This is a genomic window from Thioalkalivibrio sp. ARh3, from assembly GCF_000377265.1.
Classification (GTDB): domain Bacteria; phylum Pseudomonadota; class Gammaproteobacteria; order Ectothiorhodospirales; family Ectothiorhodospiraceae; genus Thioalkalivibrio; species Thioalkalivibrio thiocyanoxidans.
Genome location: NZ_KB897948.1, coordinates 239273 through 263684, shown reverse-complemented (window position 1 = coordinate 263684; position 24412 = coordinate 239273). Strand labels below are relative to the sequence as shown.

23 protein-coding genes are annotated in these 24412 nt (G+C 67.3%); 4 read left to right on the top strand and 19 right to left on the bottom strand.

Translation table 11 applies throughout. The features are described 5' to 3' along the window. Nucleotides 1-75: 75 nt before the first annotated feature. Nucleotides 76-993 (bottom strand): sensor domain-containing diguanylate cyclase, encoded by a 918-nt coding sequence (locus C995_RS13570; protein WP_018864068.1) that lies wholly within the window; start codon nucleotides 991-993, stop codon nucleotides 76-78. A 173-nt stretch (nucleotides 994-1166) separates the two neighbouring features. Continuing rightward, the gene (locus C995_RS0106035) at nucleotides 1167-2663 is read right to left on the bottom strand and encodes an FAD-linked oxidase C-terminal domain-containing protein (protein ID WP_018864067.1); all 1497 of its coding nucleotides are present in this window, start codon (nucleotides 2661-2663) and stop codon (nucleotides 1167-1169) included. 238 nt (nucleotides 2664-2901) lie between these two features. Between C995_RS0106035 and C995_RS0106030 the strand changes: the two genes are divergently transcribed. After that, nucleotides 2902-3801, top strand: coding sequence for an alpha/beta hydrolase (locus C995_RS0106030; RefSeq protein ID WP_018864066.1), 900 nt, complete (start codon nucleotides 2902-2904; stop codon nucleotides 3799-3801). A 59-nt stretch (nucleotides 3802-3860) separates the two neighbouring features. On the opposite strand, the gene C995_RS0106025 is transcribed toward C995_RS0106030, so the two are convergent. From C995_RS0106025 to C995_RS0105945, 17 genes are all read right to left on the bottom strand, one after another. After that, entirely contained in the window at nucleotides 3861-5585 is a 1725-nt protein-coding gene (locus C995_RS0106025; protein ID WP_018864065.1) for a complex I subunit 5 family protein, read from the bottom strand. Continuing rightward, nucleotides 5582-7105 (bottom strand): complex I subunit 5 family protein, encoded by a 1524-nt coding sequence (locus C995_RS0106020; protein WP_018864064.1) that lies wholly within the window; start codon nucleotides 7103-7105, stop codon nucleotides 5582-5584. Before C995_RS0106020 ends, C995_RS0106025 begins: the two co-directional genes overlap by 4 nt. Continuing rightward, entirely contained in the window at nucleotides 7102-8586 is a 1485-nt protein-coding gene (locus C995_RS0106015; protein WP_018864063.1) for a complex I subunit 5 family protein, read from the bottom strand. Before C995_RS0106015 ends, C995_RS0106020 begins: the two co-directional genes overlap by 4 nt. Next, complete coding sequence (locus C995_RS0106010; protein WP_018864062.1) at nucleotides 8583-8984, bottom strand: Na+/H+ antiporter subunit C; 402 nt, start codon at nucleotides 8982-8984, stop codon at nucleotides 8583-8585. Before C995_RS0106010 ends, C995_RS0106015 begins: the two co-directional genes overlap by 4 nt. Continuing rightward, a complete protein-coding gene (locus C995_RS0106005) occupies nucleotides 8984-9979 on the bottom strand; it encodes a hydrogenase subunit MbhD domain-containing protein (protein WP_018864061.1) in 996 nt (331 codons plus the stop codon). The genes C995_RS0106010 and C995_RS0106005 overlap by 1 nt, the downstream gene beginning before the upstream one ends. Then, nucleotides 9976-10272, bottom strand: a complete 297-nt coding sequence (locus tag C995_RS0106000) for a monovalent cation/H(+) antiporter subunit G (RefSeq protein ID WP_012982413.1) — start codon at nucleotides 10270-10272, stop codon at nucleotides 9976-9978. The genes C995_RS0106005 and C995_RS0106000 overlap by 4 nt, the downstream gene beginning before the upstream one ends. Next, complete coding sequence (locus tag C995_RS0105995; RefSeq protein ID WP_018864060.1) at nucleotides 10262-10579, bottom strand: monovalent cation/H+ antiporter complex subunit F; 318 nt, start codon at nucleotides 10577-10579, stop codon at nucleotides 10262-10264. Before C995_RS0105995 ends, C995_RS0106000 begins: the two co-directional genes overlap by 11 nt. Next, entirely contained in the window at nucleotides 10576-11133 is a 558-nt protein-coding gene (locus tag C995_RS0105990) for a Na+/H+ antiporter subunit E (RefSeq protein ID WP_026278978.1), read from the bottom strand. Before C995_RS0105990 ends, C995_RS0105995 begins: the two co-directional genes overlap by 4 nt. Before the next feature lie 34 nt (nucleotides 11134-11167). Next, the gene (locus C995_RS0105985; RefSeq protein WP_018864058.1) at nucleotides 11168-11704 is read right to left on the bottom strand and encodes an invasion associated locus B family protein; all 537 of its coding nucleotides are present in this window, start codon (nucleotides 11702-11704) and stop codon (nucleotides 11168-11170) included. A 165-nt stretch (nucleotides 11705-11869) separates the two neighbouring features. Then, on the bottom strand, nucleotides 11870-14776 hold the full coding sequence (locus C995_RS0105980) for an EAL domain-containing protein (protein ID WP_018864057.1): 2907 nt from the start codon (nucleotides 14774-14776) through the stop codon (nucleotides 11870-11872). Continuing rightward, nucleotides 14776-15813: an ABC transporter substrate-binding protein gene (locus C995_RS0105975; RefSeq protein ID WP_018864056.1), complete on the bottom strand. Its 1038-nt coding sequence runs from the start codon at nucleotides 15811-15813 to the stop codon at nucleotides 14776-14778. Before C995_RS0105975 ends, C995_RS0105980 begins: the two co-directional genes overlap by 1 nt. An 83-nt stretch (nucleotides 15814-15896) precedes the next feature. After that, nucleotides 15897-17411 carry a glycosyltransferase family 39 protein gene (locus C995_RS0105970; protein WP_018864055.1) on the bottom strand — a complete coding sequence of 505 codons (1515 nt, stop codon included), beginning with the start codon at nucleotides 17409-17411 and terminating at the stop codon, nucleotides 15897-15899. Then, complete coding sequence (locus C995_RS0105965; protein ID WP_018864054.1) at nucleotides 17408-18061, bottom strand: HAD family hydrolase; 654 nt, start codon at nucleotides 18059-18061, stop codon at nucleotides 17408-17410. Before C995_RS0105965 ends, C995_RS0105970 begins: the two co-directional genes overlap by 4 nt. Then, nucleotides 18061-18825, bottom strand: a complete 765-nt coding sequence (locus tag C995_RS0105960) for an SDR family oxidoreductase (RefSeq protein WP_018864053.1) — start codon at nucleotides 18823-18825, stop codon at nucleotides 18061-18063. Before C995_RS0105960 ends, C995_RS0105965 begins: the two co-directional genes overlap by 1 nt. After that, nucleotides 18822-20120, bottom strand: a complete 1299-nt coding sequence (locus tag C995_RS0105955; protein WP_018864052.1) for an FAD-binding oxidoreductase — start codon at nucleotides 20118-20120, stop codon at nucleotides 18822-18824. The genes C995_RS0105960 and C995_RS0105955 overlap by 4 nt, the downstream gene beginning before the upstream one ends. A gap of 108 nt (nucleotides 20121-20228) precedes the next feature. Then, a complete protein-coding gene (locus C995_RS0105950; protein ID WP_018864051.1) occupies nucleotides 20229-21203 on the bottom strand; it encodes a lysylphosphatidylglycerol synthase transmembrane domain-containing protein in 975 nt (324 codons plus the stop codon). Then, nucleotides 21200-22075, bottom strand: a complete 876-nt coding sequence (locus C995_RS0105945; protein ID WP_018864050.1) for a decaprenyl-phosphate phosphoribosyltransferase — start codon at nucleotides 22073-22075, stop codon at nucleotides 21200-21202. Before C995_RS0105945 ends, C995_RS0105950 begins: the two co-directional genes overlap by 4 nt. A gap of 126 nt (nucleotides 22076-22201) precedes the next feature. Here C995_RS0105945 and C995_RS0105940 point away from each other — a divergent pair, with 126 nt between their 5' ends. From C995_RS0105940 to C995_RS0105930, 3 genes are all read left to right on the top strand, one after another. Beyond that, the gene (locus C995_RS0105940; protein ID WP_018864049.1) at nucleotides 22202-22717 is read left to right on the top strand and encodes a hypothetical protein; all 516 of its coding nucleotides are present in this window, start codon (nucleotides 22202-22204) and stop codon (nucleotides 22715-22717) included. Nucleotides 22718-22759: 42 nt separating this feature from the next. Next, nucleotides 22760-23650 carry a DMT family transporter gene (locus C995_RS0105935; protein WP_018864048.1) on the top strand — a complete coding sequence of 297 codons (891 nt, stop codon included), beginning with the start codon at nucleotides 22760-22762 and terminating at the stop codon, nucleotides 23648-23650. A gap of 93 nt (nucleotides 23651-23743) precedes the next feature. Next, nucleotides 23744-24133: a DUF4870 domain-containing protein gene (locus tag C995_RS0105930; protein WP_026278976.1), complete on the top strand. Its 390-nt coding sequence runs from the start codon at nucleotides 23744-23746 to the stop codon at nucleotides 24131-24133. Nucleotides 24134-24412 lie beyond the last annotated feature (279 nt).

The following is a 24412-nucleotide window of genomic DNA, read 5'->3' as shown; positions in this document are numbered from 1 at the left end:
GACACCCGCCGGGCAGCGTGTCCCTCGGCGGCAAGCTGGATTCCGCGAGCTGTTTCCCTGGATCGCTTCCCTAACCTAAGGGGAGCGCTGACCGCGCTTGTCGGCGTACATGGCCTGATCGGCGCGGGTCAGGGCGCTGGGCAGGTCGCCCTGGACCTCGCGTGCGGAGGCGCCGAGGGAGGCGGACACGCCGGCCCGCTCGAGTGCCGTGCGCAGGCGCTGGGTCAGATCGGGCAGGTAGTCGATCGGCGTCTCGGGGAACAGGACCGCGAACTCGTCGCCGCCGAGGCGGGCCACCGTGTCGACTTCCCGCACGGTCTCGCGCAGGGTGCGCCCGGCTGTGGCGATCAGGCGGTCGCCGGCCTCGTGCCCTTCGGTGTCGTTGAGGGTCTTTAGCCCGTTCAGGTCGATCATGACGACACCGGCCGGGAGGCCGTGGCGGGCACAGCGGTCTTCCTCGGCCGCGAGCGCGAGGGTCCAGCCGCGACGGTTGTAGGCGCCGGTCAGGGTATCGGTGTGTGCCTCGAGAACAAGGGCTTCGCGTTCGCGTTCGAGCGAGTCGATCTGGTGGCGCATTAGTAGCAGGGCCTCGAGCGCGCCTACCGCCGCCTGGATCGGTTCGTCCTGCTCGGCGGGCGAGATATCCATTTTTTCCGGGTGAATGGCGCACAGTACGCCGTACAACTGGTGATCCATGTCGCGCACCGGATAGCCGATATAGCTGCTGATCGGTGTCTCGTCACCGGCCGCCGCGAGGGCTTTTAGTGCCTCGGCGTAGGCCGGTTCGCTTGCGGCATCCGGTGTGATGCGGGGCGCGCGGCCTTCCAGCATGCGGATACAGAACGAGCCGCTCCAGTCGAATACCGTGCCGGCCTCGATGCCGTAGCCGTGGTCGTCCGCGCGCACCACGATCTGGTCGTTCCCTTCCACCCGTGTCAGCATCCAGGTGTCGAGCGGGGCGATCTGGCGCAGCAGGCGCAGGGTGTTGTCCACGCCCTGGTTGAACGGGTCCTCGGTGTTGTCGTCGCCAGTCCTGGGAGCGCATCATGGGCAACGCATGGGAAAGCTGGATGGCTAACCCAAGGGTAGTGTTTCGATGCCACGCGATCTTTGTTCTTCTTCCCAATTGTGGAAAGGCGTTCCGGGAAGTATTGGTCTGTGGTTACTCAAAGGCGCGGCAGGTCAGGATGCGGTAATTGGCCGCCATGCACGTGCTGGCGCCCGAACTCGGCGCAGCGAGCCAGTGTCGGCACGGCCTTGCCGGGATTGAGCAGGCCGAGCGGGTCGAAGGCCTGTCGCAGCCGGTGGAACTGCTCGAGCTCGACGGGGGCGAATTGCACGCACATCCCGTCGAGCTTCTCGACCCCTACGCCGTGTTCGCCAGTCACGGTCCCGCCGACCTCCACGCACAGCTCCAGGATCTGCTGCCCGAAGGCCTCGGCCGTTTCCAGCTGGCCGGGCTGGTTGGCGTCGTAGAGGATCAGGGGGTGCAGGTTGCCGTCGCCGGCATGGAAGACGTTGCATACGCCCAGTCCGTGCTCGCGCGACAGCGCATTGATGCGCTCGAGCACGGTTCCGAGCTGGTGACGGGGGATGGTCCCGTCCATGCAGTAGTAGTCCGGCGAGATCCGGCCTGCGGCCGGAAACGCGGCCTTGCGCCCGGCCCAGAACAGGGCCTGCTCCTGTGCGTCGCGCGCGGTGCGCACCTCGGTGGCACCCAGTTCGAGCAGCTTGCGGCGCACCACCATGATGTCCTCGGAGACCTCGGCATTGGTGCCGTCGAGCTCGCACAGCAGGATCGCGGCGGCATCCACCGGGTAGCCGGCATGGACGAAGTCCTCGGCTGCGCGGATCGCGGCGTTGTCCATCATCTCCAGGCCGGCCGGGATCAGTCCGGCCGCGATGATCCCGGCTACCGCGCGCCCGGCGGCCTCGACCTCGTCGAAGCTCGCCAGCAGGACCTGGGTGCGTTCCGCACGGGGCAGCAGGCGCACCGTGACCTCGGTGACGATCCCGAGCATCCCCTCGGAGCCGATCATCAACGCCAGCAGGTCGGGGCCCGCGGTGTCCAGGGTCTTGCCCCCCAGGCGGATGATCTCGCCATCCAGCGTAACCATCTCCAGCCCCAGTACGTTGTGTACCGTGAGGCCGTATTTCAGGCAGTGCACGCCGCCGGCGTTCTCGGCGACATTGCCGCCAATCGAACAGGCGATCTGGGAGGAGGGGTCCGGGGCATAGTAGAGGCCCTGGGGGGCCGCGGCCTCGGAAATGGCGAGGTTGCGGACGCCGGGCTGCACGACCGCGCAGCGATTGTCGGCGTCGATCTCCAGGATGCAATTGAAACGTGCGAGGGACAGCAGCAACCCGATGGCACTGGGCAGGGCCCCGCCCGAGAGCCCCGTGCCTGCCCCGCGGGGGATGATGGGAACCTGGTGCTCGCGGCACACCCGCAGGCAGGTGAGCAGTTCCTCTCGCGTCTGTGGCAGCGCAACCGCGCCGGGTGTCTGGCGATAGGCGGACAGCCCGTCACATTCGTAGGTGCGGCGCTCGTGCGCCTCCAGGATCAGGCGATCCGCGGGCAGCTCCCGCTGCAGGACCTCGATGGCGGCCGCCAGCGCATCGAGCGCAGTGGAATCCGGGGTCAGGGGCTGTTCGGCACTCATGGTGTGGTCAGGGGCGTCCGGAGCGGGGATTGGTCCTTCAGGTTACAGGCGGTGACCGGTGCGGGAAATGTCCGTGGCACTTCGTGTTGTCTCTTGGTCCCGGCAAGCGCTGATTGGGTCGGGCGCAGCGGCGTATGCCATAAGCAGAGTTCGTATCGGGAATTATTCCTGTTCTGCGATGGTCTAGTCATTCGCGGGATTACTAGAATGACTCCAAACCCGACCCAAGGAGATTGCGATGCGGTATTCATGGATCACTGCGGCCTGTGCGGCCGCTGCCCTGGTCTCCGCCCCGGCGTTCGCGGCCGAGAAGGTCACGCTGGAACATGACGACCTGACCCTGATCGGTCATTTCCAGGAGGGGGCCGGTGCCTCGCCCGAGGACGGTGTGGTGCTGATGCTGCACGGCACGCTGGCCCATGGCCGCATGGAGATCATGCAGGCGGCCCAGGATCGACTGGCCGACCGGGGCCACAATACGCTGTCCATCAACCTCAGCTACGGGATCGACGGGCGCGAGGGCATGTTCCAGTGTGATGCGCCGATTCACCATGGTGTGGACGAGCACCTGAAGGAGCTCGCCCTCTGGCAGGAATGGCTGGAGGGTGAGGGCTATGGCCCGGTCACCCTGTTCGGGCACTCGCGCGGCGGTAACCAGGTGGCGCGTTATCTGACCGAACACGACCCGGACGACATCCGGGCGATGGTCGTGGTCGCCCCGTCCACCTTCGACGCCGAGAAGGCCTCCGCGGACTACGAAGAGCAGGCCGACGAACCACTGGGTGAAGTACTGGCCCGCGCCCAGGAGAAGCACGATCGTGGTGACGGCTCCATGCTGGAAGGTGTGCGCTTTCTGCAATGTGGCGAGCTGGACGTCGCACCGCATGTGTTCCTGAGTTATTACGATCCCGCCCCCGTTCACGATACGCCCAGCGTGATCGACGGCATCCAGACCCCGACGCTCGTGGTGATCGGGTCCGAGGATGACGTGGTGGCGGATCTGCCCGAGCGGATGGATGCGGTCGAGGACAAGGAGCACATCACCGTGAAAACGGTCGATGGTGCGGATCACTTCTTCCGCGATTTCTTCGCCGATGACGTGGTGGACTTCACCGCCGACTTCCTCGATCAGCACTGATCGGGCAACCGGAGGCCATCAGGCCGGCCCTTTCGGGCCGGCCTTTTTTGTGTGCTTCCTTAACCGGCCCAGAGGGTCAGGTAGAGTCCCAGCATCGCGGCGGCGAACAGCAGGCCAATCGTCTCCCAGCGCGTGAGTACGTGCTCGGCCAGCTCCAGGCGTTCACGCAGCCGGTACCGCATCCAGCGCAGGCGCGCCGGGTGGCGCCCGTCGCCGATCCGTGCGGGGCGGCTGTTCCACAGGCGCTGGGCGGCGTGCGCGAGCCACTCCAGCGGCACGACGAGATCGCCCTCCTGGAGCCATGGCCGATCGCGACCGCGGAGCGATCGCCAGGCCAGCAGCCCCAGGACCAGACCTACGCCGATCGGCCAGACAAGGCTCAGGCCCGTCAGCACGACCCAGGTCGGGACCTGCTCCGGTGGGGCGACCGCCACCCCCAGCAGGGGGAAGACCAGCGACATGCCCGCCAGGCCGCCCCAGGCCCACCAGCGGCGGGAGTCCGCGCGCGAGGGTGTCTCCGCGTCTTGCTGCACCTGGTGCCAGCGCCAGAGAAAACGCAGCATCAGGAGGGTCGTGCCGGCGGCCGCCAGTGTCAGGGCGAATTCCGTATGAGCCATCCAGCCGGCCAGGTCCGCGTCGTACAGCGGGTCTTTCAGGGTGTTCTTGGCCAGTGCGCCGCTGGTCATCGGCATCCCGGCCAGGGCCAGTGCTGGCAACACCGCGAACAGGAAAAAGGCCAGACGGCCCGCGCCGGTCGCCGGGCGCTGTGTGGTCATCCCGGCGGCCAGGAACAGCGCACCCTTGGCAAAGCCGTGGTGCACGGCGTAGAGGGTGACGGCCATCAGCAGCCAGGCGCGCAGATCGGGCAGGACGAGTGCCAGTCCGACCCCTGCCGTCATCAGCCCCATCTGGCTGATGCTGGAGTACGCGAGGATGGTCTTGGGACGCGACTGCAGGACCCCGGCGAGCGCGGCGAGGAAGGCCGCCGACAGGCCCAGCAGTACCAGCGTCTCGCCCAGAACCGCGTGGCCGGTCTCGTCCAGCGGCAATACGCGCAGCCAGCCCAGCAGGCCCGCCTTGATCATCGCCCCCGACAGCACGGCGCTGGCCGCGACCGGTGCGGCCGGGTGGGCCAGTGGCAGCCAGAAATGCAGGGGAAGCATGCCCGCCTTGATGCCGAAACCGAGCACCAGCAATGCTAGCCCCCAGCCCTCGGGGCGTGCCTCGGCGATCGCGACCAGCCGCGTATCGCCACCGGCCTCGTGGATGGCCATGGCAAAGCCCGCGAACAGCAGGATCTCGCCGACCACCGCCAGGATCAGATAGATGCGCCCGGCCCGCCAGGCCTCCGCGGTATTGAAGTGCACCACCAGGCCATAGGCCGCCAGGCTCATCAGCGAGAAAAACAGGTAAAAGCTCAGGGCGTCCTGCGCGAGGACCAGGCCCAGATTCCCGGAGAGTGCCAGCAGCCAGAATGCGTAGAAGCGATGGCGCAGGGGATCGTCCTGGCGGTCACCCAGCGCAAAAAGTCCCGCGGCCAGCCATAGCCCCGCCGTCAGCGCGAGGAAGGCGCGTCCCAGGGGATCGAGCCCCAGCAGGGTGTTCAGCATCAGCCAGTCCAGCGCGGCAGGCTCGAGTTCGCCGCCAAACGCCGCAAGCACAAGCCCGGGGAACGCCGCCCAGGGGACCCAGCGGTTGAAGCGGGTCCGGTGCGGCCGCAACCCGATCAGTATCGCCAGCAGCAGCGGGATCAGGGGAATCGCGAGCCACAGGACGGCGTTCATGGTGCGAACCCCGGGATCGAGTAGTCGCGTTCCACGATCAGGGTCACCCAGTCGAGCGGGCTCAGGCTCATCCCGGCCAGGAGACCGCCGAGCAGGCTCAGCGCTGCGACGAACAACGTCGGGAACAGCAGCATCCAGTGGGTCTCGAAGCGCGTGGGGCCGCTATGCTCGACCAGATGCTCGTGCCAGGGCGTGCGTCGCTCGCCCAGCCAGCCGCGGATCACGGGCGGCAGGAAATACGCGGCATTGAGCAGGCCGCTGGCGACCAGCACCGCCAGTACCCAGTGGAACTGGGCCTCCAGCGCCCCCAGACCCAGATGCCATTTGGTCACGAAGCCCGCGAGCGGCGGCAGCCCGATCATGCCCAGGGCGCCCAGGGTGAAGGCCAGCATGGTCAGCGGCATGCGCCGGCCCACGCCGTCGAGCTCGCTGATCTTGTGGATGCCGAGGGTCTCGGCGAAGTTGCCGGCACAGAAGAACAGCGTGATCTTGGTGATCCCCTGATGGACCAGGTGCACCAGCCCGCCGATGACCCCCAGCGGCCCGGCCAGCGCGATCCCCAGCACGATGTACGAGACCTGGCTGACGGTGGAGAAAGCCAGCCGCTGTTTCAGGTCGTCCGTGCGCAGGGCCTGGATCGAGCCGTACAGGATGGTGATCGCGGCGACCACCACCAGCCCCGCGGCGAGCCCGAGTTCCATCGCGACCTCGGCGCCGTAGACGTCATTCACCACTCGCACGATCCCGAAGGCCCCGGCCTTGACCACCGCGACCGCGTGCAGCAGGGCGCTCACCGGCGCGGGTGCGACCATCGCGATCGGCAGCCAGGAGTGCAGGGGCACCAAAGCCGCCTTCACCCCGAACCCGATCATCAGCATCACGAACAGCACCTTGAGCGCAGTCTCGTGCGTGGTCGCGAGGTCGCCGAGGTAGCCGCCTGGCACGAAGGACTCGGCCCCGGCCAGCAGGGTCAGCCAGACAATCGCGGTGAACAGCACCAACCCGCTGGTCAGCGTGTAGGCCAGATACAGCCGTCCGGCGCGCAGGGCGGCGGGCGTGCCGCGGTGCACCACCAGCGGCCAGGTGGCCAGCGTCAGCAGCTCGTAGAAGATCAGCAGGGTGATCAGGTTGCCCGACAGCGCGATCCCGACGGTGGCGCTGATGCAAAGGGAAAAGAACCCAAAAAATCGGCTGCGCCGAGGCGATCCCTCCAGATAGCCGATCGCGTAGACCGTGGTCACGAACCACAGCACGGCCGACAGCGTGGCGAACAGCAGCGACAGGGCATCCGCCGCAAGCACGAAGTCGATCCCCGGCAGCAGGGGCACGCTGAAGTGGTATTCGTCGCCGCGCAGGACGCCCAGCAGCAGCCAGCCGACCAGCAACAGCTTGGTGCCGGAGCCGCCGAGGTTCAGCAGGGTCCGCAGCCCGTAGCGCCGTTCGGGCAGGAAGAAGATCGCCAGGCCCGGGCCCAGCGAACTCATCAGGATGGCGAGGAGCAGCCAGCCGCCGTCGCTCATGGCGCCCCCGGCGTCAGTGTCAGGGTGTGCAGGGTCAGGGTGCCGGCGAACCCGGCGGCGGCCGCGACGACGGCCAGCCCCAGGGGCACCCAGTCCATCCAGGGCGAGACCGCCTCGCCGGCGTCCTGGGGCCCGTGGTGAAAGGCCGGGGCCACCATGCGCAGCACGTAGCCGGCAGCGAGCAGCCCGCCCCCGGCAATTGCGACTACCCAGAGCACGCCGATCAGGCTGCCCGCCAGGATTGTGCCGAGGCCCGCCTCCAGCAGCAGGTACTTGGCGATGAAGCCGCCGGTAAAGGGCAGGCCCATCAGGCTTACCCCAGCCAGCCCGAGCGCAAATACCGTGCGCCCGCGCGCGCGCAGGATCGCGCCCATCTCGGCCACGCGATCATGACCGGCCGCGTGCTGCAGCGTGCCGGCGGCAAGAAAGACGGAGGCCTTGGCCAGGGCGTGGACGACGGCGAAGAACACCACCACCTTCCACGCCTCGGGGTCCACCAGCATCAGCGGGAAGGCGATCAGCAGATAGCCGAACTGGGCCACCGTCGAGTAGGCGACGATGGATTTCAGCCGCCCCGCGCGCAGGGCCTGGGCCGAGCCCCAGACCAGCGCGGCCACGCCGAGCAGACCCACCAGGATGCCGAACGCCGGTGTGGCCAGCGGGGCAAAGGGCCCCATCCACAGGCGCAGGATCAGGTAGAACGAGCCGGTGACCACCAGACCGGAGAGCACCGCGCTGACGGGTGCCGGGGCGGAGCCGTGTGCCGGGGCGAGCCAGACATGCAGCGGGAACAGGGCTGCCTTCACCATCAGCCCGGCGGTCATCAGTACCGCCGCCATGCGCTCGGTGGGGCCGATCTCGGTGCGGGCCTCCAGCAACACCAGATCGAGCACGCCGTGTTCTCCGAACAGCAGTACGACCCCCATCAAAAAGCTGAGCGAGCCGAGGATGTTGACCAGCAGATAGCGCATCGCCCCGGAGACGGCGGCTGCGGTACCAGTGAATGCCACCAGCGCCACGGCCGAGAGCGACACCACCTCCAGCGTGATGTACAGGTTGAACGCATCACCGGACAGCAACAGCATGTTCAGCCCGGCCCACAGCCACAGCCAGAGAGGCCAGAACTGGCGGCGTTCGATCGGGTCGTGCACGTAGCCCAGGCTGTACAGGCTGGTGGCCAGCCCGACCACGGCGGTGAGAACCAGCAGCGTCATCGACAGGCCATCGAGGTGCAGCATCAGCCCCAGCGGGGCCTCCCAGCCGCCCAGTGCCACGCGCGTGGCGGCGGACTCGGGTTCGGGCCCCGCGGCCAGGAACAGGGCGCTCAGTGCCAGCACGGAGGCGGTGACGACCACTGCGCCGTAGCCCCCGATCCGGTGTGCCTGGCGCGGCCAGACGGTGGCCAGGATGGCCAGCGCCAGGGACAGGGCCACCAGGCCGCTGATCGCCAGCGGGAGCATCGCAGGGGCCGCTTCGTTCATTCGCGATGCCCCCGGTCGTATTCCGCGGAGGGGGCATGCTCCTCGCGCGAGATGTCGTCCACCGGCGCGTGATCGTCCGGTGGGCCGGGGAGCATCACCGCCTGCCCCGTGATGCGTGTCAGGCGCACGACCAGCGCCAGGGCGAAGGCGGTCGCGCTGACCGCGACCACGATGCCGGTCAGCGTCAGGGCCTGCGCCACCGGATCCGGTGGACCCTCGCCACGCGCGGCAATGCCGAGCAGCACCATGAAGACCCCGGAGCCCATGATGTTCAGCGCAAGGATGCGCAGTACCAGGTGGTGGCGGCGGATCAGCCCGTACAACCCCAGCGCAAAGAGGATTGCGCCGGCTGTGGGATAGATCAGCCCCGGCGCCAGTTGCTGGGCGAGCCACTCCATCAGCGATCGTCTCCAGCAGGGCGTCCGGCGATGAACAGTGCCACCAGGGTGAGTGCGATGGACAGCGTGGCCGCAACCTCGATCACGATGATCAGGGGATAGGCCCATGCGGGCGGATAGCCAAGCAGCCCCGGCCCGATCAACAGCCCGACGATACCGATCGCGAGGAACAAGGTGACGCCTGCGGCCAGCCCCAGTCGTAGCGGTGAGCTGGGGGCCATGGGGAGGTCACGCGGGCGCGCAAGGACCAGAAGTATGCCGGCAGCACCGAGGATCGCCCCGGCCTGAAATGCACCGCCCGGCGCATGGCTGCCCGCCCAGAGGATATACACGCCCGTGACAATCGCGACCGGCACCAGGAGCCGGAGGGTCCCGGGCAGGATCGGGCCGGGTGCCGGGCGCGCCGGCAGGCGGTCGTAGCGTCCCAGTGACCAGGCCCCGAGCAGCGCGATCAGCACGATCACCAGCTCCAGGAAGGTGTCGTAGGCGCGGAAGTTCAGCAGTACGGCGGTGATCGGGTGATCGACTCCCGAGACATCCATGTGTTCATCCACCACCGGTTCAAGCCCCACGGCGTCCGGCTGGTGCCACAGCGCGGTGACCATGAGCCCGCCCACCACCAGGGCAAAGGTCAGCGCCGGGATAAAGGTCCGTCGGGCGGGCGGGGGATCATGCAGGGCATGGAGCAGGGCATCGGCGCCGGCGGGATCGGGTGGCTCGTCGGGTTGCCCGCGGCGACGCTCGACCACGATGCTGCGCAGCCGCTCCAGCGTGACCAGCAGCAGGGCACCGGTGATACCGGCACCAATCGCAGCCTCGGCCAGGGCGATGTCGGGAGCCTCCAGGCGGACCCAGGCCAGCGCCAGTAAAAGCCCGAAGGTGATGAACAGCACCACCGCGCGGAACAGGTCGGTACTTGCCAGGCAGCGCCAGGCCACCCCGAGGAGCCCGACCAGGAGGACCAGGTCGAAGACGACGAGGAGCAGGTCGCTCATCGATCGGACTCGAATTCCCCGTGGGTCCAGGTGCGCTGCGCGACCATGTGCGCAGCGGTGGTGCCGGCCGCCAGGACCAGCACCCAGATCAGGAACAGCTTGAGGATGTCCGCCGGACCCCCCGCCTGGAGCATCAGGCCGAGGATCACCAGACCCAGGCCGACGTTGTCCGCCTTGGTCAGGGCGTGCAGGCGGGAGTAGACATCCGGGAAGCGCAGCAGCCCGGCCGTCCCGGCCGCGAAGAACACCAGCCCGGCGAGGATCAGGATCACGGTCAGGGTGTTAGCGATCATCGTCCGGGTCCTTTTTCTGACCGTGACGCTGGTGGATGGGCGTCCCCGAGGGTTCCGGGAGACCATGCTGGCGGACGAATGCGACTGCGGCTACGACCGCCAGCAACGCAAATACCAGGGCCACGTCGACCAGCGCCGGGGTCTCGAGTGTCATCGAAAGGAGCAGCAAAATGGTGACACCGGTGGTGCCGAACAACTGCGCGGCCAGCATGCGATCGCCAGAGCCGGGGCCACGCAGCACACGGATCAGGCCGAGCAGGATCGTTGCCAGCAGAAAGATCGCGGCAACCAGGTAGAAGGTGGTCATGGCGTCTCCTCTGATGATTGCCGGCGCGGGTCTTCGAAGGCGGCGTGGATGCGTTTCTCGAGCTCGCGCAGGGCTATTTCGGGGTGGCTGTGGCGATCCAGGACATGCACGGTCAGCAATCGGCCCTCGAGGCGTACGCTGAGGGTCCCCGGCAGTAGACTGAGCACCGCCATGAACAGCGTCAGCGGCGGGCCGTGCGGGAGATCCGCGCGATATTCGATGAAGTCGGGAGCGATCGGCAGTTTCGGATCGAGGGCACGCCGGGCGATGTCGATACCGCCCAGAAACGAGGCCCGCAGGAAGTAGGTGATCAGGCCCGGGATGGCCAGGGGCCGCACCGAGAGCGGACGGCTGGTCGGAAGAACGAGGCTGGCGGCGCCTGCCAGGAGAACCGCGAGGAGCGCCAGGGGTTCCAGCAGGGCATCCAGGCCGGCCAGTATCCACCACAGCACAGCGGCGGCCAGGGCAGTCCAGGCTGCCCGCCGCCAGCGTGTGCGGGCCCGGCTCAAGCCGGCCCGACCGGATGCGTCCCTGTGCGTTGCCACACGGACCATTGTAACGGCCCGCATGGTTCAGCCAAGGGCCGGCTCAGAGGTGTTCGCTGGCGTCGGTGAAGCCCATCAACGAGACATCGAAGGCCAGCGGCTGCTCGCCATGCAGCGGCCAGAAGCCGACCGTCAGTGCCCGACCACCCTGCATCGCGTTGAACTGGCTGTCGGTCAGTTCGTGCCCGGCCACGCAACCCTGCTCCACGCAGGCGATGTAGGGGGCCTCGATCTCCTCGCCGTCCTCGTCGACCTGCATCAGAATGCCGGGGCGCAGGTCCACACCCAGCGGCAGCAGGATCTCGATGATGTAGCTGTCGCCATCGCGGAACAGCGAGGCCTGCAGGTAGGCGCCCTGCGCCTGCTCGTCCTGGATCTGCAGCGTCTGCTGCATGCGGCAGCGCTCGCCGCCCTGGGTCTCGATGCAGGCGACCTCCCAGTCCTGGTAGGTCGTGGTCTCCGGCTCCTGCTGCTGCATCTGCTCTTCCATTTGGGGGTCGGCCTGCTGGGCCAGCGCCAGGCCGGGCAGGGCGAAAAGCAGGGCCGGGACCAGGGCCGAGAGGAGGGGGCGGATATACATTCAGTGTGCTCCGGAACGTGTGGTCAATCGTACAGAATGGCCAATGGCACCCCCGCGGGCAACCATCGTTGTGACCTCTCGAGACCGCGCCGCCCGTCCGGCGTTCCCTGAGGCGAACAAATTTTGCGGGCAGGCTGGTCCGAAAACCGCGTCACTCGGATGGAGTCACGGGGGTGGCGTCTGGGAAAGCAGTTCGTCTAGTGGCTGCGGACGGTGCAGGCCATATCCCTGTGCGAAGTCCACCCGCAGTTCCCGCAGGCGGGCGATGGTCAGTTCATCCTCGGCGAACTCGGCGATGGTCTGCTTCTCCAGCAGGTGGCCGATGTCGTTGATATTGCTGACCAGCGCATGGTTCACAGGATCGGTGCTGATATTGCGCACAAAGCTGCCGTCGATCTTCAGATAGTCCACCGGGAGCGTCTTGAGATAGGCGAACGATGACAGCCCCGAGCCGAAGTCATCCAGCGCGAAGCGGCAGCCCATGGTGCGCAGGTCGCGGATGAACCGCATCGCCGCCTGCAGGTTCGAGATCGCCGCGGTCTCGGTGACCTCGAAGCAAAAGATCTCGCCGGGCAACTGGTTCAGGCTGAGTTGGTTCTTGATGAACGGGAGCAGGCTCTCGTCGCTCAGCGTCGCGCCGGACAAATTGACCGCGCAGTGACTGATGGTGTGGGGGCCGTGTTCGCGGAGGTAGTCGGCGACCATGGAGAATGTTCGGGTGATAATCCAGCGATCGACGATGGTGATCAGGTCGAAGCGTTCCGCTGCCGGCAGGAAGACCCCGGGCGGGATCAGTTGTCCATCCTCGTGGCGCAGCCGCACCAGGACCTCGAAGGCGAGGCCGGGTGGTCGCTCGGCGGAGTCGGGCTCCGCCAGTGGATGAATCTTCTGGGCAAACAGCACCAGGCGTCCCTGTTCGACCGCATCCGAGATCTGTGTGGCCCAGTCCATTTCGCGACGGTGCTGTTGCAGTTCCTGGTCTTCCGGGCGAAAGATGTGCGAGCGCCGCCGGCCGGCGTTCTTGGCCGCGTATACGGCGATGTCGGCATCCGCCAGCAGCTGGTCCAGGCTGTGTCGGCCGGGGTGGAATTCGATGATGCCGATCGAGGCGCTGATGCGGAACACGCGGTCTTCCCAGGCAAAGCGAAGCTCGTCCAGTACCGTGTGGATGGCGTTGGCCACCCGTTCGGCGTGGGCGATGTCGCAGTAGGTCAGGATGATGCCGAACTCGTCTCCCCCGAGACGGGCCAGCAGGTCGGACTCGCGAATCTGGTCCAGCATGAGCTCGCCGACCTGGCGAATCATCTGGTCCCCCGCCAGATGGCCGGCGATATCGTTCACGACCTTGAACTGGTCCAGGTCGATGTACAGCAGGGTGTGCTGCTCGTGCCCCTTCTGGCTCTCTGGATACCGGGCGAGTTGTTCCAGGCGCTGTTCGAAGGCGTGACGGTTGGGGAGCCCGGTGAGGGCGTCATGGGTGGCTTGCCAGCTCAGCTGGTTAGCCAGTTCGCGCGCCTGGGTGACGTCGTGGAATACCAGCACCACGCCCACGATCTGGCCGTCGCGGTCCCGGATTGGGGCGGCCGAGTCCTCGATCGCGAATTCCTGCCCGTCCGTTCGCAGTAGCACGGTGTGGTTGGCCAGCCCGACGATCCGGCCCTCTTGCAGGCAGCGCTCGACCGGATTGATCGCCGGCTTGCGGGTGATCTCGTTGAGGATGTCGAACACGCGGGTCAGGGGCTCGCCTGTGGCGTCCCGAGTGCTCCAGCCGGTGAGATACTCCGCCACCGGGTTGAGGAAGGTCACTCGGCCCCGGGTATCGGTAGTGATGACGCCGTCACCGATGGAGGCCAGGGTGACCTGGGCGTACTCCTTCTCGCGGAACAGCGCCTCCTCGGCCCGCTTGGTGCTGGTGATGTCCTGCACGATCCCGTACATGCGACGGGGGTTGCCCATGTCATCGCGGAGCACGTCACCACGGCCGAGCAGCCAGCGCTGGTCGCCATTCCCGGTTACCACCCGGTGCTCGATACTGTAGGCCGTGCCGTACTCGAGCGTCTGCTCTACCGCGGCCTGTACCCGTGGACGGTCATCGGGATGGACCCGTTCCAGGTAGCGCTCGAAAGTGACCTCCGTATCGTCCTCCGGCAGATCGAACAGCCGGAACGTCGGGCGGGTCCAGATCACTGCACCGCTGTCGATGTGCCACTCCCAGGTGCCGATCCCGGAAAACTCCTGGGCCAGGGAGAGGCGTTGTTCGCTGTCCCGCAGGTGTTCCTGCTCCTCCACAAGGCTGTCCGCCATGCGGTTGAAGGCCCGCGCCAGGCGACCGATCTCGTCGCGCCCGGTCAGTCCTGTACGCTGGTGGTGTTCGCCCCCGGCGATCTGCTCGGCTGTCCGGGTCAGCCGGCTCAGACGTTGCCCCAGCATCCGATAAAGCAGCCACCACAGTCCCGCGAAGGCCGCAGCGATCAACGGCGCCAGCGCCAGCGCCGAGTTCAGGGCCGCGGCGCGGGCTTGCCGGAATGGATAGGACAGATCCCAGGCGAGGATGACCGCCCCGGCCGGGCTCCGGCCCAGTTCGACCGCCGGGCCGCTGAATTGCAGCGGAGCAGCGGCGATCAGTGTGTTCTCGGTCTCGACATAGCGCACCTGTGCTGCGCGCCGGTGGCGGGCATCGTCCAGTGTGTCGCGCAGAGGACCGGCCAGCGCCACCAGTGGCTCGCCGGCCAGGGTGCTGTCGAGGGATCGCCCGCGTTCTGCGCGATCCAGTGCGGCGACGTGGCGTTCGTGTTCATCGATCACGCCGGCCATGCGCACTCGGATATCGACATTGAGTGCCGCGATTTCTTCCTGGAGCGAGGTTGTGCCGTTGTCTGCCAGATGGTGCTGGACGATGCGCTGCAGGCGGCTGACCTCGGTGCCCAGCTCGCGTTCGGCGTTTTCCAGGATGGTTTGCTGCTGATTCTGGATCAGAGTGACGGTGTAAACCGTGCCCAGGATGAGCGCCGCCACAAGCAGGAAGACCGGCAGCGTCGTGTTGATCGGAAAGCGATAAATCCCCTGCCGCATCAGCCGCCTGCCGTTTCCGGGCAACCCGACGCCTGCAGGACCCGGTCATCGAACAGCCGGTCCAGATCGACCTGCCGCTCCAGCAACCCCTGTCCCAGCATCAGGTCGGCCAGACGCTGGGTCGTGCTGCGCAGGGATTCGCCGCTGCGGGCGAGGGCCTCGCAGTTCTCTGTCCGCGAAGGGAAACGAACCCCGGACAGCGCGGTTTCGAGTTCGTCCTCGCTCAGGTCGCTGTTCGCGGCCATGCGTGTGCGTGCCGGGCCCGGCTCGGCATCGAGATGGTTCAAGGCACTGAACCACCCGTTGACCAGTTTTCGGAGGTGCCCGGGGTGCTCGTCCAGCGCCGCGCGACGGGCCACCAGTACATCGACGATCTCGCCCGGGATTTTGGTGCTGTCGAACAGCTCCTCCGCACCGTCCTTCAGCAGTCGGGTGCGGATGGGTTCGAAGGTGGCCAGGGCATCGATCTCCTGGTCCCGGAAGGCTTCTGCATGACGTCCCGCATCGACACGGACGATTTGGATCGCCTCTCGATCCAGGCCGCCGTATTCCAGTCCACGCGCGAGCAGGTAGGCGGTGGCGGCGTCGTTCTCCACCCCGACCCGCCGGTCTTTCAGATCGGTGATGCGGGTGATGCCCGGCTGGGCCAGGATGGTGTCGCCCCCGTGGGAGTAATCGAGCAGCAGGATGACCCGGATGTCGTGGCCGTCGGCCCGCAGCAGCAGGGCCTCGTCCAGGGTCAGGGCGGCGACATCGACATTGCCGTTGCGGATCGCACGCAGGGATTCGACATTGGAGGCGAACCGGGCCAGGCGGATGTCCTCGGTGCGAAATTCACCCCGGTCGGCTGCCAGGTGGAGGGGCTGGTAGCCGATCCACGGGATGGTGGCCACTCGCAGGGGCGGCTCCTCCGAACCGGCGCAGCCCGCCAGCAGCAATGGCAACAGTACGGCGATGGCGGCGAGCAACCCGCGCCAGCGAGGGCTCGCGTTCGGCGGGGGCCGGCGGGTGGCGATCGCAGCCTCGGAGATGATCATCGCTTCCCCCTCCCTGGGTGCCCTGGATCGGTGACAATGGACAGTATCCGGGCTGCCGAACCCATGGTCAACGTGTGGGTTTGCTACCGCCTTGAGTAGCGCTCGGTGAACGCGCAGCGGCCCTCGGGCAGCCAGTCCGGGAAGTCGTAGTAGCGCTCGAGCACCGGATCGAGGACTTCGTCGCGATATGCGCGGTAGTCAAATCCGCGGCCTTCCGCGAGAGACCAGTCGACGCCACGGATGGTCACCTCCTGCACATGGACCGCGTCGAAGAAGGGCTCCATCTGTTCCGGGTCGAGATCGCCGCGGCTCGGGATGTAGAGCAGGTCGGCGCCGTCCAGATCACGGAAATCGGTGAGCAAGTCGTCCTGGCGGCCGTAGTGGGAACCCTGGCCGAACACACCGACGTCGCGCCCTGTGTAGTAGGCGAGCACCGCCGAGCGGGAGTAGCTGCGTGTGAACAAGTGCCATTCCGGACCGTAGTCCCCCACGGCGTCGGCCACCGAGTGCGGTGCCAGATAGAACACTGCATCGGGGTAGTGTTCGTGATCCTTCAGCCATTCCACGGGCATCAGTGCGATGGTCAGGAGTACGGCCGCGTGCAGGCCGGCCAGGATGGCCGAGAGCCAGGCGCTGATGTTCAGCGCGCGGGTGCTCAGGAACAGGGCGGGCAGCAGCAGGAAGGGCACGAACACCGCCAGCCAGTGCAGGCCGATGCTCTTGAACGGGGCCAGCAGGGCGAACACCGCGAGCGGGATCAGCCCGGCGCTCAGGAAAACCCCGAAGCGATGTTCACGGATGCCGGGACCCAGTTCGCGGAACTCGCGGGCGATGAACCACAGCAGCCAGGGGGTGAACACATAGACCAGCATCACCGCGTAGGCGAGCAGGTTGGCGGGGTCGATCCCGTCGCCGCCATGCCGGTTCACGATGTTGAACATCACGTTGTACCAGCAGTTGTCCCAGTTCCAGTACAGGTGCAGGGCCACCGCCGGCACGACGCCGAGGATGATCAGCAGCAGTCCGCGCCAGTGGCGCGGCGCGAACAGCAGGATGTGCAGCCCCAGCGCGATCCCGAGAAGCACCGCGAAGTACTTCGACAGGAAGGCCAGCCCCAGCGCGATCCCGGCCAGCAGGAACCAGCCGGGACGCCCGGTGCGCAGCGCGTGCCAGGTCAGACCGGTGGCCAGCAGGCCGAACAGGAGCAGCGGGGTGTCCGTGGCGGTCAGCACCGCGATGAACAGCAGCGGCATGAACAGGGCGATCAGCGAGACCAGCCGCGCCCGGACCGGGTCCTGCCGGTGCCACAGTGCAAGGATCAGCAGGGCCGGGGCCATGGATACGGCGATCCCCAGTGCCCGGATCGCGAGCGGGTGGTCCGAGATCGCGAGCACCAGGCTCAGCCACCAGCCGACCATCGGGGGGTGGTCGTAGTAGCCGAGATCGGGGTTCTGTCCCCAGATCAGGAAGTACGCCTCGTCGCCCGTGATCGGCAGGGTCCAGGCGATCAGGATCTTGGCGGCCAGGGCGGTTAGCAGCACCGCGCCGTAGTGGCGCACGAGCCAGGGCGCGCCGGGAGGCAGGCGATCGGCACTCATGCCGAGGCCGTGCCCGCCTGGACCGGCTCGAAGCGGCCGCCGCGCAGCCGATAACCCGTGGTGACCATCTGCAGCATGGGTTCGTCCCCTGCGCTGTCGCCGTAGGCGGCGTAGAGGTCAAGGGGCGTGTCCGGGTCGAAGCGGCCCAGCCAGCTGGCGATCGCGGCGGGTTTGGCCGGGCCCTGGCAGTTGGTGCCGTCGAGGTGCCCGCTGACGCGGCCGTGATCGTCGACCGCCAGGCGCGAGCAGATCACGTCAGCCAGGCCGTGGCGCTCGGCCCAGGGGCGCAGCCACAGATCCAGCGAGGCCGAGACCAGCACGCAGGTGTCGCCGGCCGCCTGGTGGTGGCGCAGGCGTTCCATGCCGGCCGGCCGCTGCAGGCGGTCCAGCACGCGATCGGCGAAGGCACGGCCCCGGGCCTGCAGATCTTCGAGCGACGCGCCGCCGATCATCCGCTGGAGCACGGCCTCCTTGGCGACCTGGTTGGCGATACGCCCGCGTGCGAAGCCCGCCAGTGTCGGCAGGCACCCGGGCAGGGTCGCGAGAAAGCGCGGCGTACCCAGAGCGAAGCGCAAGAACGGGAACAGGCTGTCGCGTCGGGTCAGGGTCCCGTCGAAGTCGAACAGCACGATGCGTTGCGGCGCCGTCATTACAGCTTCAGGCGCTTGAACAGGTATTCGGGGATCAGGCGGATCACGGTCATGATGCCCCACCAGATCCACGGCAGGTAGGCGACATCGCGGCCGCGGCGCATGGCCTTGACGATCCCGCGGGCGACGGTCTCGGGCTCCGCCCACAGCGCACCGGCGCGGTTGAAGCCCTCGGTCATCGGGGTGCGCACGAAACCCGGCTTGATCGTGACCACATCCACGCCGCTGAAGAACAGCTGGTTGCGCAGCCCCTGGAGATAGGTAGCCAGCATGCCCTTGGCGGTCCCGTAGACGTAGTTGCTCTGGCGCCCACGGTCGCCGGCGACCGAGCCGATGGCGGCGATCACGCCACGGCCGCGCTGCTCGAAGTCGGGTGCTATGCGGGCCAGGAAGGCGATGGCGCTGGTGCCGTTCACATGGATCGCCTCCAGCGTGGTGGCGACCGACGCGTTGCAGGCGTCCTGATCCGGCAGCGTGCCCCAGGCCAGCAGCACGGCGTCGATGTTGCTGCCCAGCGCCTCCTGGGCCTGCGCCCACACATCCGCGTGGGTGTCGATGTCCGCCAGGTCGGCCGTCGTGCCGAGGATGCGTGTGGCGGAGGCATCGTCGCCGCGTACCCGCAGATCCTGCAGCAGGGGCTCCAGGCGCTCGCCGTCGCGCGCGACCAGAAACAGTCGGGCCCCGTGTTCGGCGAGTTCGCGCGCGACGGCGGTGGCGATCGCCGAGGTGGCGCCGAGGATCACGACGGATTGCAAACGGTTCATTTGGTTACCCTGCGCCAGAAGCCGGAGGAGAATTCGGGGTCGACAAAGCTAGCGAACTCCTCCCAGCGGGGAAAGCCGCCGCGGAACAACTCGGGTGGCATGCGCGCGTCCTTGGCCGGGTACAGCGCGCCGCCGGCCTCCTGCACGATGCGGTCCAGGCGCCGGAACAGGTGCTCGGTCTCGTTGCCGCGATCGGGGAAATCCAGCGCCAGGGTCGCGCCGGGTCGGGGGAACGACAGCATCCCCGGCCCCGCGCGGTCCCCGAAGCGCTTGAGCACGGCGAGGAACGAGCCCTGGCCGCTGGCGGCCACGGCATCGAGCAACGCCTGCATGCCGTCCTTTTGCGCATGCGGGGGCAGCACGCACTGGTACTGGTAAAAGCCCTTGTACCCGTAGATACGGTTCCAGTGGCGGATCGCGTCCAGCGGGAAGAGCCAGGGCAGGTGATGGACGACGCGTGCGGTCGGGTGCACGGGCTGGCGGTAGTAAAGCTGGTTGAACAGCCGCAGGGTCACCCGGTTCACCACCGACACCGGCGGATCGACGGGGATCGCACGGCGGGGCTCCCGGTATCGGTCGCGTGGTGGTGCGGTGGTGGCGTGGCGCGCCCCGCTGTAGATGCCGCGCCCGATCTCGCCGCGCGGGCCCGGGTTCAGGCAGTCGATCCAGGCGACGGTGTAAGGCCATTCGCGCTCGGCCCGGGCGTCCAGCTCCCAGAACTCGTCCAGGCTGTCGAAGCGCTGCGACCAGGCGCGCATCCAGGCGCTGCGCACGGGCATCAGCTGCAGCGTGACCGTCTCGATCAGCCCGGTCAGCCCGAGCCCGCCGACGGTCGCGGCGAACCAGTCGGCAGTGCCGTCGGGGGTCACTTCGAGGCATTCGCCGTCCGAGCGGCGCAGGGTCAGCGCGCGGACATGCTCGCCAAAGCTGCCGGCATGGTGGTGGTTCTTGCCGTGCACGTCGTTGGCCACAGCGCCCCCGAGCGTGACAAAGCGCGTGCCGGGCACCACCGGCACGAACCAGCCGCGCGGGACCGCGAAGCGTAGCAAGTCGTCCAGGGTCAGGCCGGCCTCGGCGGTGATGCGGCCCGTATCGGGATCGAAGGCGATGAAGCGGTCGAGGTCGCGGGTATGCAGCAGGCTCCCGCCGGGATTCAGGCAGACGTCGCCGTAGCTGCGGCCGAGGCCGTGGGCCAGCAGCGGGTGCGAAGCCTCGGGCAGGGGCTGGCCGCGCCGGGTCAGGGAGACCTCGGCGGCGTGCGCGACACGCGGGATGCGGTTCCAGCTCGTGGTCATGGCGCGTCCTCAAGATACCCGTGATTGCGCGGCACTGTAGGAGGCCAGCCCTCTGGCCGATTCGTCATGGGTGATCGGCCAGAGGGCTGGCCTCCTACAGGAGATCGGTTACGCATGATGCTCTGCCGGGTGTTCGCGGCCGCGGGCCTCGGGGTTGGTGCCGAGGGCGATCAGGCCCAGGATGACCGCGAACCACAGGGTGGTGAAGCGGATCAGCATGGTGGCGGCGACCGCATCGGCCGCAGGCATGTCATGCAGCAGCAACAGGCCGACCATCACGGCCTCGGTGCCGCCGAGCCCGCCGGGCAGGAAGCTCAGCGCGCCAGCCAGCATCGCCAGCGCGAACACGAATGCGGCGAAGGCAAAGCTGGCCTCGAAACCCATCGCGTTGAGGATCCACCAGAAGGCGAGCGCCTCCGCGCTCCAGGCGACCACGCTCAGAATGGTCGCCCCGGCCAGCAGGGTGGGGCGGTGGCAGCGCCGGGCCTGCAGCAGGATGGTCGCCAGGTGATGAAAGGTCCGCCACAGGCGCTGGCCGGGCCGGTCCGTCCACGTCTGCAGTCGTGCGAGTGGTCGGCGCCACGACAGGATGACCAGCGCGAGCGCCACGGCACTGGCCCCGGCGAGGATCAGCCAGCCACCCTGGGCGACCAGGGTGAAGCCCAGCATCGACAGCAGCACGACCGCGATCAGATCGGACAGGCGCTCGCTGACGAAGGCCGCGAAGCTGTCGGGATAGGGAACATGGCGTCGCTTCAGCAGTACGCCGCGCAGGGCCTCGCCGGCCTTTCCGGGTGTGGTGGTCAGGGCAAAGCCCGCCAGGTAGATGTGGGCGCTCCTGCGCAGGGGCACGTGGTGACCCAGCCGGCGCAGATAGAGCTGCCAGCGTGTGAAACGCAGCGAGTAGTTCACCAATGACAGCGACAGCGCCAGCAGCAGGCCCCCAATCCCCACCAGCGCGAGGGCATGCCAGACCTCGGCGGCCCCCGCCCACAGCGCAACCCCGAGATACAGCACAACGGCCGCGATGACGGATAGCATCACGGCCCGCATGCGCCAGCCGGACAGCAGGACCGCACTCATGCGAGTACGGCGATGGTGACGCCCAGCCAGACCGCAACCGTTGCGAGCAGGTGCGGGTCGGTGACCAGGTCGCGCGAGGTGTCGTTGCCGCCACCACGGGCGTGCAGCAGAAACAGGTAGCGGAAGATGCCGTAGATCACGAACGGCAGGGTGTAGATCAGTCCATCCGTGCCGTGCAGGTCGATCGTCTGTGCACTGACCGTGTAGAGCCCGTACGCCAGGACCGTGCAGGCCGCACTGATCGCGATGAACTGGTCCAGCAGGCCGACACTGTAGTCATTCAGTACGCGGCGCGGGCCCTCGCGCTCCGGGGAGCGCTCGATGGCGGTATCCGCCAGTTCGGCGCGACGCTTGGCGAAGCCGAGAAACAGCGTGAGCATCAGGCCACACAGCAACAGCCACTGCGAGGGTTCGATCCCGAGGCCGAGTGTGCCGGCCAGGATGCGCAGCATGAAGCCCGCCGAGATGCTGAACACATCCAGGATCACGATGTGCTTCAGCGACCAGGAGTAGGCGACGTTGAGCACCAGGTAGGCGAGCACCAGGGCGGTCACGCCGGTACTGACCATGGCCGCCAGCACGAGGGCGATCACCACCAGCGTGGCGAAGATCGCCCAGGCAGTCGTGACCGGGATCGCCCCGCTGGCGATGGGGCGGTGGCGCTTGACCGGGTGCTGGCGGTCGGCCCCGACATCGACGATGTCGTTCAGCACATACACGGCACTCGCGATCGCACAGAAGGCGACAAAGGCGACCCCGGCTGCCAGCAGCATCGCCGGTTCCCACTCGTGGGCGAACACGACGCCCAGCAGGACGAACCCGTTCTTGATGTACTGGTGCGGACGCAGCAGTTTGATCAGTGGCTGAAGCATCGAGAGGACCCGGGAAATTCGTCCCGCAGTCTACTGGGGCAATGGATGCGTTACCATCGGCGGCGTCTGCCGTGAGCGCCTGGCCGTTCACGGCGCGCCCTGATTCACAGCCCCGGAGGAATCCCCATGACTCGACTGCCCGTACTCCTGCTTGCCGCTCTATTTGCCATCTCCACCCTGTTCCTTGCGGCCTGCGACGGGGGCGCCGACGCCCCGGCCGACGAAGTCGTCGAGGGCGAGGCCTTTCCCGAGCGCACGCTGAACGACCAGCATGGCAATCCGCTGCAGATCCCGGGCGATGCGCGCGTCATCCTCAAGACCGTGGAGATGGCCCCGGCGGATATCGCCAACGCCGTGCTGGGCGAGATGACCGAGGAAGAGCGCAACGCGATCGGCGTGATCTACATCGCGGATATCCACCAGATGCCGCCGCACGTGATGGAGAACGTCGTGCTGCCGCGCATGCAGGCGCGTGAATACCCGACGGCGGTGACCCAGTCCGAACAGGACGCGGGCTTCATGCCGCACACTCCGGAAGAGGTCACCGTGATCCTGCTGGACGGCGAGGGAACCGTCACGGGTATCCACGCCGCCGCGAGCGAGGATCGGCTGAAGGAGCTGCTCGAACAGGCAGGTGAATAAGCCCCTGAAGCGGCGGGCGCCGGGTTTGCGGCGGCGCCGCTGATGGCCTTTTTTCTCGGGCTCCTGACGGCGCTTGGATTTGGCGCCGGAGATTTTTTTGGTGGTCTGGCCTCGCGCCGGATCCCCGCGCTCGTGGTCGCCTGCTATTCGCAGTTCCTGGCCACGGGCGCGCTGCTGCTGATTGCCGTTCCGTTCGCCGGGCTCCCGGGCCCGCAGGCGCTGATCTGGGGTGGTGCCTCCGGACTGGCACTGGCGCTGGGGCTCCTTGCCTATTATCGCGGGCTGGCCGATGGCTCGATGGGCCTGGTGGCGGCGATTACCGGGGTGATCTCCGCCCTCGTGCCGCTGGGGGTGGGTCTGGCGCTCGGTGAGCGGCCGGGGGTGCTGGCCCTGGTCGGTATTGCGGCCATCGTTGTGGCCATCGGCCTGATCTCGGGCGGGGCGCGCAAGGCGAGCCCGCGGCGGCTGGATCAGCCCGTGCGCGGGTTGATTGCACTCGCGCGGGGGGAGCACCCGGTCAAGGGTCTGCTCAACGCCGTGACCGCGGGGGTCTGTTTTGGCCTGGTGTTTGTGTTTCTCGGCCAGGCCCAGGCTGGCTCGCCGTTGTGGCCTGTTGTCGCTACGTCCGCGGTTGGGGCGCTGACCCTGGCGCTGGTCATGCTGGTGCTGCGGCCCGAGCGCGGCATGAGCCGATCCACCTTCGTGCTCCTGGCGCTGGCGGGACTGTTTCAGGCGGCTGCGACACTGGCCTTTGTCGTCGCCGTACGCATGGGCCTGTTGTCGATCATCGCGGTGGCCGGAGCGTTGTCGCCCGCGCCGACCGCGTTGATGGCCCGCCTTTTTCAGGCCGAGCGCATGTCACGTGTGCAGCTGGCCGGCTTTGCGTTTGCCCTGCTCGGCATTGCGCTGATCGTCTGGGCGGGTCCCGTCTGAGGCCACAGCATCTCTGCCTCGGAAAGTATCAAAAGTGCTAGTCTCGCTAAGCAGGCCCGTGATGAGCCGAACCATGCCGACAGGAGGTGCGAGGTGACCGAGACAAGCAGACCGGAAATGGAACCCAGCGAAGTGAGTCGTCCGGTGCCGGGTCCGCGCAAGGAGCGCACCATGGTGACCGTGGTGTACGTTCTTTATCTCGTCAGTTTTCTTACTGCGCTCACCGCGATTGCTGGTTTGATCATTGCGTACATCAAGCGGAACGATGGCGATGCGGTCAGCGATACCCATTTTACCTACCAGATTCGTACGTTCTGGATCGGGCTTCTCGGGGTCATCGTTGGCGCGATTCTGACCCCGATCGGAATTGGCTTCCTGGTCCTGCTCTTCATGATCGTCTGGCTTTTGGTTCGTTGCATCAAGGGGTTGCTGGCGAATAATGAAGACCGGGCGATCGAGCATCCCGAGACGTGGCTGTGGTGATGATCACCTTCAGAAGCGCCTGCCCGGTTCTGGGGCGAAGCCCGGAGGCGGCTTGAGAGGTCCGAGGATATTGTTACATGCATCACAGAAAAGGCCGCTTCAAGCGGCCTTTTCTTTTTCTTTAGGAGCTTTTGCTTTTGGGAGTTTTAATGCTATGCATGAAATAAAATTGTAATTCCATTGGGTGGGTAATCTCCCTCTCTTGTTTTAAGGTTGTTGTCGTGCTTTTGCCCTAATATTTGGCGTACACGGTGCGGGTTGCCTTCGTCGTGTAACGAG

Bases quoted from the DNA above. Each gene is read 5' to 3' on its own strand.
- C995_RS0105965 (WP_018864054.1), bottom strand. From the start codon at position 18,061: ATGACGGCGCCGCAACGCATCGTGCTGTTCGACTTCGACGGGACCCTG.
- C995_RS0105945 (WP_018864050.1), bottom strand. From the start codon at position 22,075: ATGCTTCAGCCACTGATCAAACTGCTGCGTCCGCACCAGTACATCAAG.
- C995_RS0105990 (WP_026278978.1), bottom strand. From the start codon at position 11,133: ATGGTCCGTGTGGCAACGCACAGGGACGCATCCGGTCGGGCCGGCTTG.
- C995_RS0106035 (WP_018864067.1), bottom strand. From the start codon at position 2,663: ATGAGTGCCGAACAGCCCCTGACCCCGGATTCCACTGCGCTCGATGCG.
- C995_RS0105950 (WP_018864051.1), bottom strand. From the start codon at position 21,203: ATGAGTGCGGTCCTGCTGTCCGGCTGGCGCATGCGGGCCGTGATGCTA.
- C995_RS0105960 (WP_018864053.1), bottom strand. From the start codon at position 18,825: ATGAACCGTTTGCAATCCGTCGTGATCCTCGGCGCCACCTCGGCGATC.
- C995_RS0105940 (WP_018864049.1), top strand. From the start codon at position 22,202: ATGACTCGACTGCCCGTACTCCTGCTTGCCGCTCTATTTGCCATCTCC.
- C995_RS0106005 (WP_018864061.1), bottom strand. From the start codon at position 9,979: ATGAGCGACCTGCTCCTCGTCGTCTTCGACCTGGTCCTCCTGGTCGGG.
- C995_RS0105995 (WP_018864060.1), bottom strand. From the start codon at position 10,579: ATGACCACCTTCTACCTGGTTGCCGCGATCTTTCTGCTGGCAACGATC.
- C995_RS0105970 (WP_018864055.1), bottom strand. From the start codon at position 17,411: ATGAGTGCCGATCGCCTGCCTCCCGGCGCGCCCTGGCTCGTGCGCCAC.
- C995_RS0106020 (WP_018864064.1), bottom strand. From the start codon at position 7,105: ATGAGCGACGGCGGCTGGCTGCTCCTCGCCATCCTGATGAGTTCGCTG.
- C995_RS0106000 (WP_012982413.1), bottom strand. From the start codon at position 10,272: ATGATCGCTAACACCCTGACCGTGATCCTGATCCTCGCCGGGCTGGTG.
- C995_RS0106025 (WP_018864065.1), bottom strand. From the start codon at position 5,585: ATGAACGCCGTCCTGTGGCTCGCGATTCCCCTGATCCCGCTGCTGCTG.
- C995_RS0105935 (WP_018864048.1), top strand. From the start codon at position 22,760: ATGGCCTTTTTTCTCGGGCTCCTGACGGCGCTTGGATTTGGCGCCGGA.
- C995_RS0106030 (WP_018864066.1), top strand. From the start codon at position 2,902: ATGCGGTATTCATGGATCACTGCGGCCTGTGCGGCCGCTGCCCTGGTC.
- C995_RS0105955 (WP_018864052.1), bottom strand. From the start codon at position 20,120: ATGACCACGAGCTGGAACCGCATCCCGCGTGTCGCGCACGCCGCCGAG.
- C995_RS0106015 (WP_018864063.1), bottom strand. From the start codon at position 8,586: ATGAACGAAGCGGCCCCTGCGATGCTCCCGCTGGCGATCAGCGGCCTG.
- C995_RS0105985 (WP_018864058.1), bottom strand. From the start codon at position 11,704: ATGTATATCCGCCCCCTCCTCTCGGCCCTGGTCCCGGCCCTGCTTTTC.
- C995_RS0105975 (WP_018864056.1), bottom strand. From the start codon at position 15,813: ATGATCATCTCCGAGGCTGCGATCGCCACCCGCCGGCCCCCGCCGAAC.
- C995_RS0105980 (WP_018864057.1), bottom strand. From the start codon at position 14,776: ATGCGGCAGGGGATTTATCGCTTTCCGATCAACACGACGCTGCCGGTC.
- C995_RS0106010 (WP_018864062.1), bottom strand. From the start codon at position 8,984: ATGGAGTGGCTCGCCCAGCAACTGGCGCCGGGGCTGATCTATCCCACA.